Origin of the sequence: Brevundimonas sp. (assembly GCF_035626535.1) — a bacterium.
GTDB lineage: Bacteria > Pseudomonadota > Alphaproteobacteria > Caulobacterales > Caulobacteraceae > Brevundimonas.
The window spans coordinates 1-15,635 of sequence record NZ_DASPNO010000089.1 but is presented as its reverse complement, the minus strand read 5'-3'; the positions used below and the strand labels follow the sequence as shown (position 1 = coordinate 15,635).

The following is a 15,635-nucleotide window of genomic DNA, read 5'->3' as shown; positions in this document are numbered from 1 at the left end:
GAACAATCTGTCGGGGCCGGCACAGCATTTTGGAATCCGAGCCATGACCATTCGTGCGAACGCCCTGGCGGCCTGCATCGGCGCCCTGTTCGTCCTCGCCTCGCCCGCCCAGGCGCAGACGCCGCCCGGCGGGGGCCAAGGCGGGGGCCAAGGCGGGGGCCAAGGCGGGGGCATGGGCGGGGGCATGGCCCCGGCGCGCACCCTGGCCGAGGTTCCGGCCTTTGCGGACCGTCTGTTCGGGCGCCTCGATGCCAATCAGGACGCCGCCATCACCGGGGACGAACTGGCGGTCCTGAGCAGCGGCCCGGCCGCGGCCATGGGCGGCGGGCGCCTGCGCCGGATGATCGCACAGTCGGACTCGAGCAACGACGGCCGCATCTCGCGCGAGGAGCTGATCGCCGGGGCCGAGCGGATGTTCACGCGGATGGATGCGAACGGCGACGGCACGCTGTCGGACGACGAACTGCCGCGTCCGCCGGCCCCTCAGCGCCCGCCGGCCATACCCATGCCGACGCCGGAGCCGACGCCAATGCCTGAGATGCCCGGCGGCGACTGATCAGTCGCCGGCCGGCGCCTTCGATCCGATCGCCCCCACCGCCGACCAGCCCCTGAAGTCGACCCGCGGTCCGGACGCGGGCGGAGTCTGCGCCGGCGGCGCATCGGGCAGGGGCGCCAGCCGCCGCTTGTTGACGTGACCTTCCGGCCGCGGCTCGGCCTGATCCGGATACTCGCCGCGGAAATAGTAGCGCTGCCACGCCTGCTTGATGGCCTCGGGATCGCCGTCGGCCATGCTGTTGTTGAACAGCGTCCGGGTTTCCTTCCAGGTCTCGTACTGGCGGGCCAGATCGGCGTCGACGTCCATCGACACCCGAACCGGCTCGAAGGCCTCGATCCGGCGGTGCTCGACCGGCTGGATGAAGCAGAAGGGCTCGCCCTTCTCGAACCGCACCTTGCCCGGCGCGGTGAAGGCCCAGTTCATCGTAAAGGGGTAGGGCAGCCAGTCGGTCTCGACGAGACCCTCCAGCGCGGCCAGCCCGTGCTTGAACCGGTTGGGGCTGCCCGAGGCTCTCAGCGCCCATCCCGCCGGCGTGCGGAACAGCCAGCCGGTGTGGAAGGTGATGATGCCGTGGGTGAAGTGCGAGGCCGCGAAATGTTCGAACAGGGTCGCGTCGGCGTCGGGCGTGAACCGGATCGCCTCCGCGCCGAGGCCGCCGTCCCATTCCGCCTCGAAGCCGAACGGGCACAGGATCTCCCAGCCGGTCGTATTGGCCATGCTCAGCGGCAGGCAGCGGTACGGATGTCGGGCGGTGAAGGCGTCCATCCAGTCCCGGTCCGGCCGCCCCGGGACCAGTTCGGGCGGCGAGGGCCGCGTCGGGAAACACTCGAGACGCGGCGCGGAGTCGTCTGGCGACAGGGAGGGGACGGGAGAGGTTTCTGACAAGATGGACTCGCAACTTGACGGCGAGCCCGACTATGCCACGCCCCATACGCCGCGCCAGCCTGAAGCGCGGCTCAGGCCTCCGGAACCGGTGTCTTCAGCGGTTCGCCGGCGAAGGCGGCCTGCAGATTCTGCATCAGCAACATCAGCATGCCCTGAACGGCCTCGGTCGTGGCCCCGCCCGTGTGTGGCGTCAACACGGTGTTCGGCACGTCGGCCCAGCGGCTTGCGTCGGTCGGCTCGTCCTCGAACACGTCCAGGGCGGCCTGACCCAGCCGCCCGTCCCTCAGCGCCGCGATCAGGGCGGCCTCGTCGACCAGCTGGCCGCGCGCCACATTGACCAGCAGTCCGCCCGGGCCCAGCGCCTCCATGATCTCACGCGAAATCAGGCCTACGTTGCCGTCGTCGGCCTTGCAGGCGACGACGAGAATGTCGCTCTCCCGCGCCAGCTCCAGCAGCGATTCCGCCCGCGGCCAGGCCGCCGTCTTCTCGCGCGGCCCCCACCAGCGCACCGCCATGCGCAGTACCTCGGCCCGCCTCGCCACGGCCTCGCCGATGCTGCCCAGGCCGACGATCCCGATCCGCTGTCCGTTCAGCGACGGGGTGATCATCTTGGAATCGACCGTCCATTCTCCGGCCCGCAGGCCCCGGTCCCCGGCGGCGATCTGGCGACGCGCGGCGAGGATCAGGCCGATGGCGTGATCGGCGACGTCCTCGTGATTGACCCCCGGCGCGTGCGTCACGGCCAGGCCGCGCGCCCGACACCACTCGACGTCGATGCGGTCGTAGCCCGAGGTGAAGCAGGCGATCAGCTGCAGGTTCGGCAGGCTCTCGATCAGGTGCTTGTCCAGCGGGAATTCCCCCGCCACCACCAGCGCGCGGATGTCGTGTTCGGCCTCAAGCGGCGGCCCCTCCCAGAAGCGATAGACGTCGTAGGCGCTCTCGAGAAAGACCGTAAGCGGCGCCAGATGGCGCTGCATGATCAGCAGGGCGGGGCGTTGGGGCATGATCCGATTAGACCAGCCCCGGCCGCCCGCGCCAAGCCGGCGCTACATCCCGTCGAAGCCCCACGGCCGTGACGGACCCCTCTGGCCGCCGTCGGGGCCGAGGGTGACATGCGGCCCCACCTGCGCGAGCCCAGCTGTCTCCGGGGCGTTCTCCGGCCCCGTCGTGTCCGCCGCGCCTTCGTCGTGCCCGTCGTGATGAACCGTCCCCGCCGAACCCGGGACCCGGTTGGGGCCGGATATCCTACCGCCCGAATTTCTGGAACTTGATGCGGTGCGGAATAAGGCTCTCGACCCCCAGCCGACGCTTCTTGTCCTCCTCATAGGCCTCGAAGTTCCCTTCGAACCACTCGACGTGGCTGTCGCCCTCGAAGGCGAGGATGTGGGTGGCCAGACGGTCGAGGAACCAGCGGTCGTGGGAGATGACCACGGCGCAGCCGGCGAAGCCTTCCAGCGCCTCCTCGAGGTTCTGCAGCGTCTCGATGTCGAGGTCGTTGGTCGGTTCGTCGAGCAGGATCAGGTTGCCGCCCGTCGCCAGCGTCTTGGCCAGGTGCACGCGGTTGCGCTCGCCGCCCGACAGCTGGCCGACCTTCTTCTGCTGATCGCCGCCCTTGAAGTTGAAGCTGCCGACATAGGCGCGGGTGTTGATCTCGCGCTTGCCGACCATCATCACGTCGGTGCCGCCCGAGATCACCTCCCAGATGGTCTTGTTGGGCTCGAGGTCGTCGCGGCTCTGGTCGACATAGGCCAGCTTGACCGTCTCGCCGACGCGGATCGTGCCGGCGTCAGGCTTCTCCTGACCGGTGATCAGGCGGAACAGGGTGGACTTGCCGGCGCCGTTGGGGCCGATGACGCCGACGATGCCGTTGGGCGGCAGCTTGAACGACAGTCCCTTGAACAGGATCTTGTCGCCGTATTCCTTCTCGAGGTTCTCGACCTCGAGCACGACATTGCCGAGGCGCGGGCCGGGCGGGATCTGGATGACGGCGTGGGTCTGGGCCCCGCGCATGCTCTCCTGCTCGTCCACCATCCGCTCATAGGCGGCGAGACGGGCCTTGGACTTGGCCTGACGGGCCTTGGCGCCCGAGCGGACCCATTCCAATTCGCGGGTGAGGGCGCGCTGGCGGGCTTCGGACTCCGACTGCTCCTGCACGACGCGCTTCTGCTTGGCCTCCAGCCACGAGGAGTAGTTGCCCTCGTGCGGGTGGCCCTTGCCGCGGTCCAGCTCCAGCGTCCACCTGGTCACCAGATCGAGGAAGTAGCGGTCGTGGGTCACCAGGATGACGCAGCCGGGGAAGTTCTCGAGGTGGTGCTGCAGCCAGGCCACCGACTCGGCGTCGAGGTGGTTGGTCGGCTCGTCGAGCAGAAGCATGTCCGGCTTGCTGAGCAGCAGCCGGGCCAGGGCCACGCGGCGCTTCTCGCCGCCCGAGAGGTTGGTCACCTCCCAGTCGTCCGGCGGGCAGCGCAGGGCGTCCATGGCCATTTCGATGCGGCTGTCGATGTCCCAGACATCGCCGGCGTCGATCTTCTCCTGGAGGGCGGTCATCTCCTCCATCAGCTCGTCTGAGTAGTTCTCGGCCATTTCCATGGCGATGGCGTTGAAGCGGTTGACCCACTGCTTCTCCTCGCACCAAGCCTCGACGTTCTCGCGAACGGTCAGGGCCGGATCGAGCTGCGGCTCCTGCTCCAGATAGCCGCGCTTGACGCCGTCGGCGGCGCGGGCCTCGCCGGTGAACTCGCTGTCCAGCCCGGCCATGATCTTCAGCAGGGTGGACTTGCCGGAGCCGTTGACCCCGACGACGCCGATCTTGGCGTCGTTATAGAAGCTCAACCAGATGTTTTCGAAGATCTTCTTGCCGCCGGGAAAGGTCTTGGTCAGACCCTGCATCTGGAAAATATATTGCTGCGCCATGGGGTGCGTTCAGCCCTGTCGTCTGGAAGTGCGGGGAGGTTGGCGCGGGGTGTAGCGACCGCGCGCCGTCAGGGCAAATCCCTAAGGACCGGGCAGGGCGGTTTGAAGGCGCTTGCAGGTCACGAAAGGCGGAGACCGCCGCCAGGCCGGGAACGCTCCCGGGCAGCAAGGGTTTGTCGATCTTCGCCACTCAGGGAGTTCGCCGTGCAAAGCCAGCATCATGCCGTCAAGGTCCTCAACAGCCTGATCGAAACCACCCTCGACAGCGCCAACGGCTATCGCGACGCCGCCGAAGGCGCCGAGAGCCCGCCGATCCGCTCGCTGCTGTCGCGCAAGGCCTCGACCCGCGAAGAGCTGTCGCGCCGCCTTCAGTCCGAGGTCCGCAGTTTCGGCGGCGAACCGGAGACCGACCAGTCCGCCATGGGCAAGGCGCACAACGTCTTCACCGAGCTGAAGGGCAAGATCATGGGGCGGGACGACGAAAGCGTCCTTGCCGAAGTCGACCGCGGCGAAAGCTTCATCGAGGAGAAATTCGAGGCGGCGTCGCGCGATCCGGAGCTGCCCGACCATGTGCGGCGGCTGATCGAGTCGGAATGCGCCGCAATCCGCACGGATCACGAGGAGATGAAGCGGATGAAGTCCGGGATGCACTGATCCGGGACGCCCGCAGGGACCCGGGAACGTCAGGCCAGGGGGGATGGCTCTCCGCCTGCCAGGATCGGGTCCTCGCCATCCCGCCCATCCGGCAGATAGCGCGCGCCGACATAGGCGACGGCGAGCCAGAGCGAGGTCCAAAGGGCCCAGATCACGATGGCGAGGGGGATGTCGACCCCGGCCTGGGACGCCGAGGCCACCTGGCTGATCAGGCCGACGGCCGCCGCCGACAGTGCGCTGGCGTAGACCACCGTGCGGCTCCACGGGCGCTCGAGCAGCAGGGCCGTGCCTCCGATCCCGAGCAGGACCGCCGCGATCAGCCAGGGCAACTCGCCCTGAACCGCTCCCATGGACGCGTGGAAGATGCCGTAGAACAGCAGGATCAGGCCGGTTGCGCGGGGCATGAACATGGGGCCGTCGTCCGTGGCGCGCGTCAGCGCGTCCATGACGGCCACCATGGCGCCATCAGGTTGCCGCCGACCTAACGGCGCGACGGGATGTCCCTAGGCGTAGTTGAAGCTGACGGAGATGCGTTCGCTCTTCGCGGCGTTGACCGGCACTTCGTGGCGCAGCCAGCTCTCCCAGATCAGCACCGTTCCGGCCTTCGGAGTCAGATAGACGAACGGCCGCTCGGCCTCGGGCGCGTCGGCGTGCACCGCCGGACGGGCCATCATCATCGGCAGACGCGGGTCCTCCAGCTTCAGCGCCGAGGCGCCGTCTGGCACCTCAAGATAGACGGTGCCGCTCAGGAAGGCGTGCGGATGGATGTGACCGGAGTGCCCGCCGCCGGGCTTGAGGATGTTGACCCACAGGCTGTTCAGCCGCGGCCGCCGCGCCAGATCGAAATTCAGCGCGCTGGCGCAGGCCAGCGCGTGCCGGTCCAGGCGCCGTTTCAGTTCGGCGAACTCCGGCATCCGCTGCGGCAGGTCGGTCAACGAGCCGTAGGAGGTATAGCCGCGATAGCCGTGCTCCCGACACCAGATCCGCCCCGCCAGGTCCTCCGCCGCCAGCATCCGGCAGGCGTCGGCCAGCGACTCGTTGAAGGCGGCGAAGTCGGGCGCGTCGGCCAGCGACGCTTCGTAGACCTGGGTGACGAACAGCGGGCGCAGCGACATGGCGGCTGTCTAGCGCAAGGGGAGGGGGATCAGAAGAGCAGCCCCGCCTCGCCCCGCAGGATGGCCTCGGCCTCCGGGGTGTGCTTGCCGCCGGACCGGTCGTGCAGCACCAGCGGCGGCAGCAGCCGAAGCGGCGCCTTGCCGGTCTTGATCGCCTGGACCAGCACCCGCTTGGCCGGTTCGTCGGCGAAGGGGTGAACGGGCCGCACCGCGAACGACCCGGCCGTCTCGCCCAGCAGGGCCAGAAGGTCGGCCAGCCGGTCGGCGCGGTGGATGACCACGATCCGTCCGCCCTCGCGCACCGCCTTGAGAAGGAAGCGCGTCCACGCGCCCAGCCCGTCGTCGGCCATCCACGCCCCATGCTTGCCGGGGGAGGGCGTCCGCAACGCCTCGGGATTGTCGAAGAACGGGGGATTGCTGATCGCCCGGTCGAACGGCTCCAGCCCCAGCGCCCTGAACCCGCCCGCCACGTCGCCCTCGACAATGGTCGCATCGGCCCCGTTGAGCGCGGCGTTCTCCCGCGCCAGCGCCGCCATGACCGGATCGCGCTCCACGCCGGTCAACCGGACGCCCGCCGCCCGCGCCGCCATCTGCATCAGCACGGCGCCCGCGCCGCAGCCCGCCTCAATGACCCGTTCGCCCGCCTGCGCGCCCGCCGCCGCGGCCAGCAGGGCGGCGTCCATTCCGGCGCGATAGCCCTTCGCCGGCTGGCGCAGCCGGACGCGCCCGCCCAGCAGGGCGTTCTCGACGATGTCTCCGCCTTGCGGAACGAACGGTGCGACGGTCACGCAGCTTGACCCTTCATGGCCCGATCACCATTGTGCGCCGCATCGCCGCCCCGCAAGCGGCGGCTGGATTTTCAGGCGTGATCCTCCCCCCGCGCCGTGCCCATGAGTTCTCCGTTGGACGCTGTCACCGTCGCCGAGTCCCGCCCCAAGGGAGACGTTGAGCCGCTGGTGCGGCTGGCGACGCATGACATGACCGCCGTCGACGCCCTGATCGTCGAGCGGATGCAGTCGCAGGTGCCGGTGATTCCGCTGCTGGCCGAGCATCTGGTCTCGGCGGGCGGCAAGCGCCTGCGCCCCCTGCTGACCGTGGCGGCCGCCCGGGCCTCCGGAGCCGCCGACGACATCGCCGCCTCGCGCAAGCTGGCGGCGGCGGTCGAATTCATCCACACCGCCACCCTGCTGCATGACGACGTCGTCGACAGCTCCAATCTGCGGCGCGGCAAGACCGCCGCCCACCTGATCTGGGGCGCGCCGTCCAGCGTGCTGGTCGGCGACTTCCTGTTCGCCCGCGCCTTCGAACTGATGGTCGAGACCGGCCAGATGCGCGCCCTCGGCATCCTCGCCACCGCCTCCAGTGTCATCTCGGAGGGCGAGGTGCTGCAGCTGACCCGCGCCCACGACCTGAACCTCGACCAGGACACCTATCTGCGCATCATCTCGGCCAAGACGGCCGAACTGTTCGCCGCCGCCGCCGAGGCCGGCGCGGTCGGGGCGGGCGCCGACGAGGAAGCGGTGCAGGCCCTTCGGGCCTACGGTCTCAACCTCGGCATCGCCTTCCAGCTGGCCGACGACGCGCTGGACTACGGCGGCGCCTCCGTGACCCTCGGCAAGAACGCCGGCGACGACTTCCACGAGGGCAAGGTGACCCTGCCCCTGCTGCTCGCCGCCGCCCGCACCCGCGGTCGCGAGGACGCCTTCTGGGAGCGCACCATCAATCAGGGCCAGCGCACCGACGACGACTTCCGCCGCGCCCGCGAGCTGATCTTCGGCGCCGGCGCCATCGGCGCCACGCTCGACATCGCCTGGGACTACGCCGCCGCCGCCCAGGAGGCGCTGAAGCCGCTCCCCGCCAGCGAATGGCGCTCGGCGCTGGAGCAGCTGGCCGACTTCGCCGTCAGCCGGGCGTCCTAGCGCCCCGCCTCAGCGCAACGAGGCGCAGAAGCGCTGGATGCGCCGGCACGCTTCTTCGAGCACGCTCTCGGACGTCGCATAGCTGATCCGGAAATAGGGGCTCAGGCCGAAGGCCGAACCCTGCACCACCGCCACGCCTTCCGCGTCCAGCAGTTCGGCCGCGAACGTGTCGTCGCCGTCGATCGTCGCGCCGCTCCCGGTCTTCTTGCCGATCAGCCCCTCGATCGACGGATAGACGTAGAAGGCCCCCTCCGGGGTGGCGCAGCGAACGCCGGCCGCCTGGTTCAGCATCGACACCACCAGGTCGCGGCGCGCCTCGAAATGCTTCGCACGTTCCGCGATGAAGTCCTGCGGTCCGTTCAGCGCCTCGACCGCCGCCCACTGGCTGATCGCCGAGGGATTGGTCGTCGTCTGGCCGGCCACCTTGCGCATCAGATCGATCAGCGGCTTCGGCCCGCCGCCGTAGCCGATGCGCCAGCCGGTCATGGCGTAGGCCTTGGATACGCCGTTCACCGTCAGCGTCCGGTCGTACAGGTCCGGCGCGACCTGGGCGATGGTCCGGTATTCGAAGTCGCCGTAGATCAGGTGCTCGTACATGTCGTCGGTCAGCACCCACACCTGCGGGTGACGGCGCAGCACGGCGGCCAGCGCCTCGAGCTCCTCGCCGGTGTAGGCCGCGCCGGTCGGGTTCGACGGCGAGTTGAGGATCAGCCATTTCGTCTTCGGCGTGATCGCCGCCTCCAGCGCCTCCGGCCGCAGCTTGAAGCCGTCCGTCTCGTGGCCGACCACGGTCACCGGCTCGCCGCCGGCCAGCAGCACCATGTCCGGATAGGACACCCAGTAGGGCGCCGGCACGATCACCTCGTCGCCGGGCGACAGGGTCGCGACCAGGGCGTTGTAGATCACCGTCTTGCCGCCCGGCGCGACGTGGATCTGGCTGGTCGCGTACTTGAGCCCGTTCTCGCGGGCGAACTTGGCCGCCACGGCCGCCTTCAGTTCGGGGATGCCGTCGACGTCCGTGTATTTCGTCTCGCCGCGCCGGATCGCGGCGATGGCGGCCTCCTTGATGTTGTCCGGCGTGTCGAAGTCCGGCTCGCCGGCGCCGAGCCCGATCACGTCGCGGCCCTCGCGCTTCAGCTCGCGCGCCCGCGCGGTCACCGCCAGGGTGGCCGACGGCTTTACGCGAGCGAGGGCGGCGGACTGCAGGCTGGACATGGTGCGACTCCGGAACGGCGGCCATTCCTTACGCAGTTGCGAAAGGCCGATCAAATGCCGGACGGTCGTCTCTGCTCACCCGGCCGGTAGATACTCCGGCGGGATCGGCGTGTCCGGCGTCTCGGCCAGCCAGTAGACGCTCAGGATCCACCAGCGGGAGCCGTCGTGGAACAGCTGGATGCTGTTGATCCCGCGCATGAACGGCGCCGCGTCCGACTGGCTGTGTACGCTGTCATAGGTCGACCAGACGTGGACCATGTGGCCGAACCGCTCGGACGTGCGGGCGATCTCGCGCTCGTGGAAGCCGTCGCGCATCAGCACCGGGCCGCTACGCTCGATGTACTCGTCCGGCGTGATCGAGCGGGCCACGCCCACGCCCTCGCGGTTGACCCCCGACGGCATCAGCCGTGCGGTCGGGTGGAACAGCGAGCGGAACCGGTCCCAGTCCCGCTCGACCCCCGCGTCGCCGGAGATCACGTCGTACAGCGCCGTGACGATGGCCTCGGGCGAGGCGACGTCGGCAGGCTGCGCCGTCGACGCCGACGGCGGGGCAGGCGGCGTCCGGGCGGCCGCCGGAACGGCACAGCTCAGCGCCACGGCGACGGCGAGGCTCGTCAAACGCATCCCGGCCTCCCTCAGCCCCGCCGCCCGAGCCGGCCGAACAGCTCCGAGAGCGCTGTCAGCCGCGCCGCGTCGGCCTTGGCCGTGTTCTCGCCGACCGCCGCCGCGAGAGCCTGCGACAGCTCCGTCGCCCGACCCCGGTTGGCGCGGCCGCCGCGCCACTGCTCGACCGCCGCCCGCGCCCTCTCGGCGAGGCCGGTCTCGAGTCCTCCCGACCGCGCCAACTGGTCCAGATAGGCCTGCGCCACGTCGGGATGGTCCTCCCACACGGGCCGGGTCTGGGTCTGCGGGTTGATGGTCTCCGCCATGACCCGTTCGGCCACCGCGATCTCGGCCGCCGACAGGTGTTCGCCGGGCGCCAGTTTCAATACGTCGAAGCCACGCGCGATCTCGCTGGCGTAGATGCGGCCGTTGAACCAGTAGGCCGACCAGTGGCCGCCCACGTAAAGCCTCTCCGCATCGATCGGCCCGCGGTCGAACCAGGCGATCTCGGTCGGCCGCGCCGGGTCGGTGAAGTCGATGATCGAGATACCCCCCTGGTACCAGGCCTGTAGCATCAGATCACGGCCCGGCACCGGGATCAGATTGCCGTTGTGGGCGACGCAGTTCTCCGTCCCGCCCTGGGCGGCCGGGAGTTTGAAGAAATTCTGGCCGACGAGGCGCCCGTTCTCGATCGTTGCGATCAGGTCCGCGCCCCAGCTGTGGGGATCCTCGGCCCGGCAGCGCGCCGAGGTGCCGCCGCCCCATTCGTCGGTGAACAGCACCTTGTCGCCCGCGACGTTGAAGGTGGCCGAGTGCCAGTAGGCCATGTCCGGATCGAACAGCTCCGACACCCGCGACGGGTTCTCCGGATCCGAGATGTCCAGCAGGATGCCGTTGCCGCTACACGCGCCCGCCGCCAGACCGATTTCCGGATAGACGGTGATGTCATGGCACTGGTTGGTCTGGGCCGTGTCTTGGCCGGCCACGCCGAATTTGCCGCCCTTCCACAGGCCGGCGATCTCGCCCGTCTCGCGGTCGGCGAAGATGCGCGGGCGGTTGACGATGGCGGCCTGTTCCGGCGCGTTCAGCGGCACCTTGATCACGTCAATGGAATACAGCGCGGTTTCGGGGTTTTCGCCCGGTTCGCCGCCCTGGCAGCTCGCCAGCTCCTCGCTCTTGCGCACGCTCGAAGTGCCCGAGTTGTAGATGTAGAGCACGTTCGGGTCTGTCGGGTGCGGGACCTGGGTGTGGGTGTGCGAGCCGCGGCAGGTCTGCACCGCCGCGATCTGGCGCGGAGCGGACAGGTCGCTGATGTCGAAGATGCGGATGCCGCGGAAGCGTTCGGCGTTGACCTCGCCCTCGGCGCCGCGGACGCCGCAGTCCAGACGACCGCGGTTCTGCTCGACCGACATGAACAGCAGGTTCCCGTGCACCGATACATCGCCCTGGCCGCCGGGGCAGACCACGGACAGGACCAGTTCCGGCGGGCCGTCGCCGCTCACGTCATAGGCGTTGAAGCCGTTGAAATTGCCTACGAACAGCCGTCCGTTCGACATCGCCATGTCGCTGTTGGCCATAGCCAGGGGGCTGTATTTTCGCGGCGGCAAAGGCTCTGCGGTCCCGGCCTCGACCGCCGCCGCCCGCACCCGCGCGGCTTCCGCCTCCTCGCGCGTCGGCGGGGCGAAAATGGCTTCGGGGTCGAAGAAGCCGGGGGCCGGCTGGACCGAATGCTCCAGCGTCAGATTGGAAATGGCCTGCCCGGCGTCGTGCAGCCCGGGCGCCAAGGTCGAGCGGACGTCCGTCCCGACCGGCGGGGACTGGCCCTCGGGGGCGGTCTGGGCCTGGGCCGCCGCTGCTCCGAACAGGACGCTGGCCGCCACGGCGGAGCTCAATAGAAGACTGCGGATGTTCATGGTCGCCCCTCGGATGAATGGATCTAAAGCTCGGACAGAATGGAGTGCATGCGCAGGATTTCGGCCGACTGGTCGGCGGTGACGGAGCTGGCGAAGTCGGACAGCATCGGATCCTCGGCCGCGTCCGGATCGTCCAGCAGCGCTTCGACCATGTCCAGCGCGCCCTGATGGTGCTGGATCATGCCTTCGAGGAACAGCCGGTCGAACTCGGGTCCGGTCGCGGCGGCCAGCGCCGCCATCTGCGCCGGCGACAGCATGCCCGGCATCAGCGGCTGGTCGGCGGCTCCGGCATGGCCGGCGTGAGGGTCTGCCGCCGTCTTCGGCAGAGCGCGGGCGGCCAGCCACTCCTCCATCAGCGCCATCTCGGCCGCCTGGCTGAGCGCGATCCGCTCGCCCATCAGACGCACCTTATGCGACGCCGTGCGGGTCCTGAGCAGCTCGACCATCTCCACCGCCTGGGCGTGATGGACCAGCATGTGCCGCATGAAGCGGACGTCGGCCTCGACGAACCCGGTCCGGCTCAGCTCCACCGCTTCGGCGGCGCTGATCATCCGTGATGTCTCGCCCGGCGCGCCGGGATTGAAGATCGGCGGTGTCTGGGGCGGCGTCAGGGCCGCGACCAGGCCAACGACGATCCCTGTCAGCATCAGGCTCAAATTCTCAGGCTCCGGCCGTGGGGAGGGGCGGCTGGCGGGGAGAGTAGGGGCCAGAAACCGGCGGGGGCAAGCTGGAAAAGCGCCGCCGGTCCTAGGCGCGCTCGATGGCGCCAGCCATCAGGTCCGCCGCCGCGGCCTCGTCGAGACCGGTCTCCCGCACCAGGGCGCGCCAGCTGTGGAAATCCAGCGCCAGGTGCAGCAGCGCCTGCTGGGCGGGAGACAGGTCAGAGCCCAGCACCTCGTGCCAGGCCGTGATCGTGGGGCCAAGGCGCAGTTCCGAGATCTCCCGGGTCGGCGCATGGTGCTCGGCGTCTCGCAGGACGCACCCGGTGACGTCGGCGGTCCGGCCATACCAGTCATAGACCGCGCTCAGCCCGGTCCGAAGCCTCTCTCCCGTGTCCTTCAGGCCTCGCCAATCCACGGCCTCCGGCGGCGGCGCGCCCGCGAGGAAGTGGGCGGAGCAGGCCAGCAGCAGGCTCTGCTCGTCCGGGAAGTGGGCATAGAAGGTGTTGCGCTGAACGCCGGCCCGCTCCGCGACCATGCTCAGGCTGGTGCGCGCGGGCCCCACCGTACCGTGCAGGTCGACGGCGGCCTCGACGATCCGCCGCCGGGTCTGCGCCTGCTGCTCGGCGCGCCGTTTCAGGGTGTAGCTTCGGGCCATGAAAAATAATTCACTGAACAGGCATGCGCAGCCATATTGACGCGCGGAGAATTTCGGTACACAGCGATGTACTACGAAATATCCGCACCGTCCAACTGGAGAAAGCTATGCAGACCCGCCTCGCCGAGATCGCCGACGGCGTCTATCGCCTGTCCACCTTCGTGCCGGAGGTCGGCCCCGGTGGCCTGACCTTCAACCAGTTCCTCATCCTCGGGGACGAGCCGCTGCTGTTCCACACGGGACCTCGCCGCATGTTCCCGCTCGTGCTGGAGGCGGCGTCCCGGGTGATGGCCCCGGAAAGGCTGCGCTGGATCACCTTCGGCCATTTCGAGGCCGACGAGTGCGGGTCCATGAACGAGTGGCTCGCCGTCGCCCCCCATGCGGTGATCGCCCACGGCCGCACCGGATGCGAGGTCTCCCTGAACGACATGGCCGATCGGCCGCCGCGCGCGCTCGACGACGGCGAGGTGATCGACCTGGGCGGCGGCAAGCGGGTCCGTTACATCGACACCCCCCACACGCCGCATGGCTGGGACGCGGGCGTGCTCTACGAGGAGTCGACCGGCGCCTTGTTCTGCGGCGACCTCTTCACTCAGAATGGCGACGAACCGCCTCTGGTGGAGCGCGACATTGTCGAGGCCGCCATCGCGGCGGAGGACGTGTTCGGCTACTCCGCCCAAAGTCCGGACATGGGGTCGACGATCCGCCGGCTTTCCGGGCTGGCTCCCCACACCCTGGCCCTGATGCACGGGCCGTCCTTCGCGGGCGACGGCGCGGGCGCCTTGCGGGCCCTGGCGGACGACTACGACCGCCGCGCCCTTGCCCGTCGACCCGCGCCCGAGCCGGCGTTCGCGTGATGGGAGCCTGAGGCCGGCGGCGATCGCTCCACGCTCGCCGCCGCCATCCGCGGATGCTAATCGGCCCTGATGCGCCGCCTTCTCGACTTCATCCTCAACATGGAGGGCCGCCGGTGGCGGACCCTGCTGGCGACGGCGCTGCTGCTCGGCGCCACGGTGGCCCTGCTGATGATCGGCAAGTCGCAGCTGGGGCTGGCTGCCGAGGAGAAGCTGGAGGCGTGGCTGCAGGGCTATGCCGGCAGCCCTTGGGCCTTCGTGGCCACGGTCATCCTGTTCATCGTCGCCGCCTTCATCGGGGCGCCGCAATTCATCCTCATCGCAGCCTGCGTCGTCGCCTTCGGGCCGTGGCTCGGCTTCGCCTACAGCTGGGTGGCGACCATCGCCTCGGCGGGCGTGACCTACTGGCTGGGTCGGGGACCGACGGCGCGGATGGTCGACCGCTTCGGCGGCCGCACCCTGAACCGGCTGAAGGGCTTCGTCGGCAAGAACGCCTTCTACGCCAGCTTCATGATCCGCAACGTGCCCTCGGCGCCGTTCATCGTCGTCAACATGGCCTTCGGCGCGACCCGCGCCTCGTTCCCGGCCTATCTGCTCGGCTGCGCCTTGGGCGTACTGCCCAAGACCGCCCTGGTGGCCTTCTTCGGCGGGGCGGTGGTCTCGGCGGTCAGCGGCGACGGCGTCTGGACTTCGGCCATCCTGGCGGGCGTGGCGGTGGTCTGGCTCGGCCTGATGCTGGGCGTGCGCGAACTGGTCAAACGGCGCGAGCGGGCGGCCGGCGCGCCCGACTGAGAAGCTTGGCTGACGGGAACGTGAACGGCCACGCTGCAGATAGCGCGGACACGGGCCCCGGACGCGCCGCATGGGGGTTGTAATCGCCTCCGCACACTGCCAAACGGGCCTTCGGTCGGTCAGGCGATAACGATCAGCAGGCGGCGCGGATGGGGATGCGCGCGGCCGGGCGTCGCCGAAGCGGATCGAGACTGCGAACGCCCCATTTAAGGCCCGAACGAACGGTATCCCGGATCCATGTTCAACAGCATTTTCGGCGCGATCTCGAACGACATCGCCATCGACCTCGGCACCGCCAACACCCTGATCTACATGAAGGGCAAGGGCATCGTGCTCAACGAGCCCTCGGTGGTGGCCCTGCGCAATGTCGGCGGCCGAAAGATCGTCCACGCCGTCGGCATCGAGGCCAAGCAGATGCTGGGCCGCACCCCCGGCCACATGGAAGCCATCCGTCCGATGCGCGACGGGGTCATTGCAGACTTCGAAGTCGCCGAGGAGATGATCAAGCACTTCATCCGTAAGGTTCATAACCGCAAGGGCTTCGTGAACCCCAAGGTGATCGTGTGCGTGCCGTCGGGCGCCACCGCCGTCGAGCGCCGCGCCATCAACGATTCCTGCCTCAACGCCTCGGCCCGCCGCGTGGGCCTGATCGACGAGCCCATGGCCGCCGCGATCGGGGCCGGCCTGCCGATCCACGAGCCGACCGGTTCGATGGTCGTCGACATCGGCGGCGGCACCACCGAGGTGGCCGTGCTGTCGCTGTCGGGCATCGTCTATTCGCGCTCGGTCCGCGTCGGCGGCGACAAGATGGACGAGGCGATCATCAGCTACATGCGCCGCAACCATAACCTGCTGATCGGCGAGACCACCGCCGAGCGCATCAAGAAGGACATCGGCAC

17 protein-coding genes are annotated in these 15,635 nt (G+C 69.4%); 6 read left to right on the top strand and 11 right to left on the bottom strand.

Going from position 1 to position 15,635, the window contains the following annotated elements; genetic code table 11:
* Positions 1-43: 43 nt before the first annotated feature.
* The gene (locus tag VEC04_RS13430; protein ID WP_324777496.1) at positions 44-556 is read left to right on the top strand and encodes a hypothetical protein; all 513 of its coding nucleotides are present in this window, start codon (positions 44-46) and stop codon (positions 554-556) included.
* Here the strand turns inward: VEC04_RS13430 and VEC04_RS13425 are convergent, their stop codons facing one another.
* The 3 genes from VEC04_RS13425 to ettA all read right to left on the bottom strand — a co-directional run bounded on the left by VEC04_RS13425 (position 557) and on the right by ettA (position 4,354).
* A complete protein-coding gene (locus VEC04_RS13425) occupies positions 557-1,414 on the bottom strand; it encodes a DUF6065 family protein (protein WP_324777519.1) in 858 nt (285 codons plus the stop codon).
* 98 nt (positions 1,415-1,512) lie between these two features.
* The gene (locus VEC04_RS13420) at positions 1,513-2,445 is read right to left on the bottom strand and encodes a 2-hydroxyacid dehydrogenase (protein ID WP_324777495.1); all 933 of its coding nucleotides are present in this window, start codon (positions 2,443-2,445) and stop codon (positions 1,513-1,515) included.
* A 241-nt stretch (positions 2,446-2,686) separates the two neighbouring features.
* A complete protein-coding gene (ettA, locus tag VEC04_RS13415) occupies positions 2,687-4,354 on the bottom strand; it encodes an energy-dependent translational throttle protein EttA (RefSeq protein WP_324777494.1) in 1,668 nt (555 codons plus the stop codon).
* A gap of 204 nt (positions 4,355-4,558) precedes the next feature.
* Here ettA and VEC04_RS13410 point away from each other — a divergent pair, with 204 nt between their 5' ends.
* Positions 4,559-5,008, top strand: coding sequence for a PA2169 family four-helix-bundle protein (locus VEC04_RS13410; protein ID WP_324777493.1), 450 nt, complete (start codon positions 4,559-4,561; stop codon positions 5,006-5,008).
* A gap of 29 nt (positions 5,009-5,037) precedes the next feature.
* On the opposite strand, the gene VEC04_RS13405 is transcribed toward VEC04_RS13410, so the two are convergent.
* The 3 genes from VEC04_RS13405 to VEC04_RS13395 are packed head-to-tail and all read right to left on the bottom strand — an operon-like array spanning position 5,038 to position 6,911.
* On the bottom strand, positions 5,038-5,466 hold the full coding sequence (locus VEC04_RS13405; RefSeq protein WP_324777492.1) for a hypothetical protein: 429 nt from the start codon (positions 5,464-5,466) through the stop codon (positions 5,038-5,040).
* A gap of 45 nt (positions 5,467-5,511) precedes the next feature.
* On the bottom strand, positions 5,512-6,123 hold the full coding sequence (locus tag VEC04_RS13400) for a TIGR02466 family protein (protein WP_324777491.1): 612 nt from the start codon (positions 6,121-6,123) through the stop codon (positions 5,512-5,514).
* A gap of 29 nt (positions 6,124-6,152) precedes the next feature.
* On the bottom strand, positions 6,153-6,911 hold the full coding sequence (locus VEC04_RS13395; RefSeq protein ID WP_324777490.1) for a tRNA1(Val) (adenine(37)-N6)-methyltransferase: 759 nt from the start codon (positions 6,909-6,911) through the stop codon (positions 6,153-6,155).
* Positions 6,912-7,025: 114 nt separating this feature from the next.
* On the opposite strand from VEC04_RS13395, the gene VEC04_RS13390 reads away from it, so the two are divergent.
* A complete protein-coding gene (locus VEC04_RS13390) occupies positions 7,026-8,042 on the top strand; it encodes a polyprenyl synthetase family protein (protein WP_414642681.1) in 1,017 nt (338 codons plus the stop codon).
* Positions 8,043-8,051: 9 nt separating this feature from the next.
* Here the strand turns inward: VEC04_RS13390 and VEC04_RS13385 are convergent, their stop codons facing one another.
* From VEC04_RS13385 to VEC04_RS13365, 5 genes are all read right to left on the bottom strand, one after another.
* Positions 8,052-9,257, bottom strand: coding sequence for a pyridoxal phosphate-dependent aminotransferase (locus VEC04_RS13385; protein WP_324777489.1), 1,206 nt, complete (start codon positions 9,255-9,257; stop codon positions 8,052-8,054).
* 75 nt (positions 9,258-9,332) lie between these two features.
* On the bottom strand, positions 9,333-9,881 hold the full coding sequence (locus VEC04_RS13380) for a hypothetical protein (protein WP_324777488.1): 549 nt from the start codon (positions 9,879-9,881) through the stop codon (positions 9,333-9,335).
* An 11-nt stretch (positions 9,882-9,892) separates the two neighbouring features.
* Positions 9,893-11,773: a hypothetical protein gene (locus VEC04_RS13375; RefSeq protein ID WP_324777487.1), complete on the bottom strand. Its 1,881-nt coding sequence runs from the start codon at positions 11,771-11,773 to the stop codon at positions 9,893-9,895.
* Between the two features lie 23 nt (positions 11,774-11,796).
* Positions 11,797-12,420, bottom strand: a complete 624-nt coding sequence (locus tag VEC04_RS13370) for a DUF305 domain-containing protein (RefSeq protein ID WP_324777517.1) — start codon at positions 12,418-12,420, stop codon at positions 11,797-11,799.
* A 100-nt stretch (positions 12,421-12,520) separates the two neighbouring features.
* The gene (locus tag VEC04_RS13365; RefSeq protein ID WP_324777486.1) at positions 12,521-13,090 is read right to left on the bottom strand and encodes a helix-turn-helix domain-containing protein; all 570 of its coding nucleotides are present in this window, start codon (positions 13,088-13,090) and stop codon (positions 12,521-12,523) included.
* A gap of 107 nt (positions 13,091-13,197) precedes the next feature.
* On the opposite strand from VEC04_RS13365, the gene VEC04_RS13360 reads away from it, so the two are divergent.
* The 3 genes from VEC04_RS13360 to VEC04_RS13350 form a co-directional block, all read left to right on the top strand.
* Positions 13,198-13,947 (top strand): MBL fold metallo-hydrolase, encoded by a 750-nt coding sequence (locus tag VEC04_RS13360; protein ID WP_324777485.1) that lies wholly within the window; start codon positions 13,198-13,200, stop codon positions 13,945-13,947.
* 69 nt (positions 13,948-14,016) lie between these two features.
* On the top strand, positions 14,017-14,736 hold the full coding sequence (locus tag VEC04_RS13355; protein WP_324777484.1) for a TVP38/TMEM64 family protein: 720 nt from the start codon (positions 14,017-14,019) through the stop codon (positions 14,734-14,736).
* A 237-nt stretch (positions 14,737-14,973) separates the two neighbouring features.
* Positions 14,974-15,635: rod shape-determining protein (locus tag VEC04_RS13350; RefSeq protein WP_324777483.1), on the top strand; the 662-nt coding region annotated here is incomplete at its 3' end.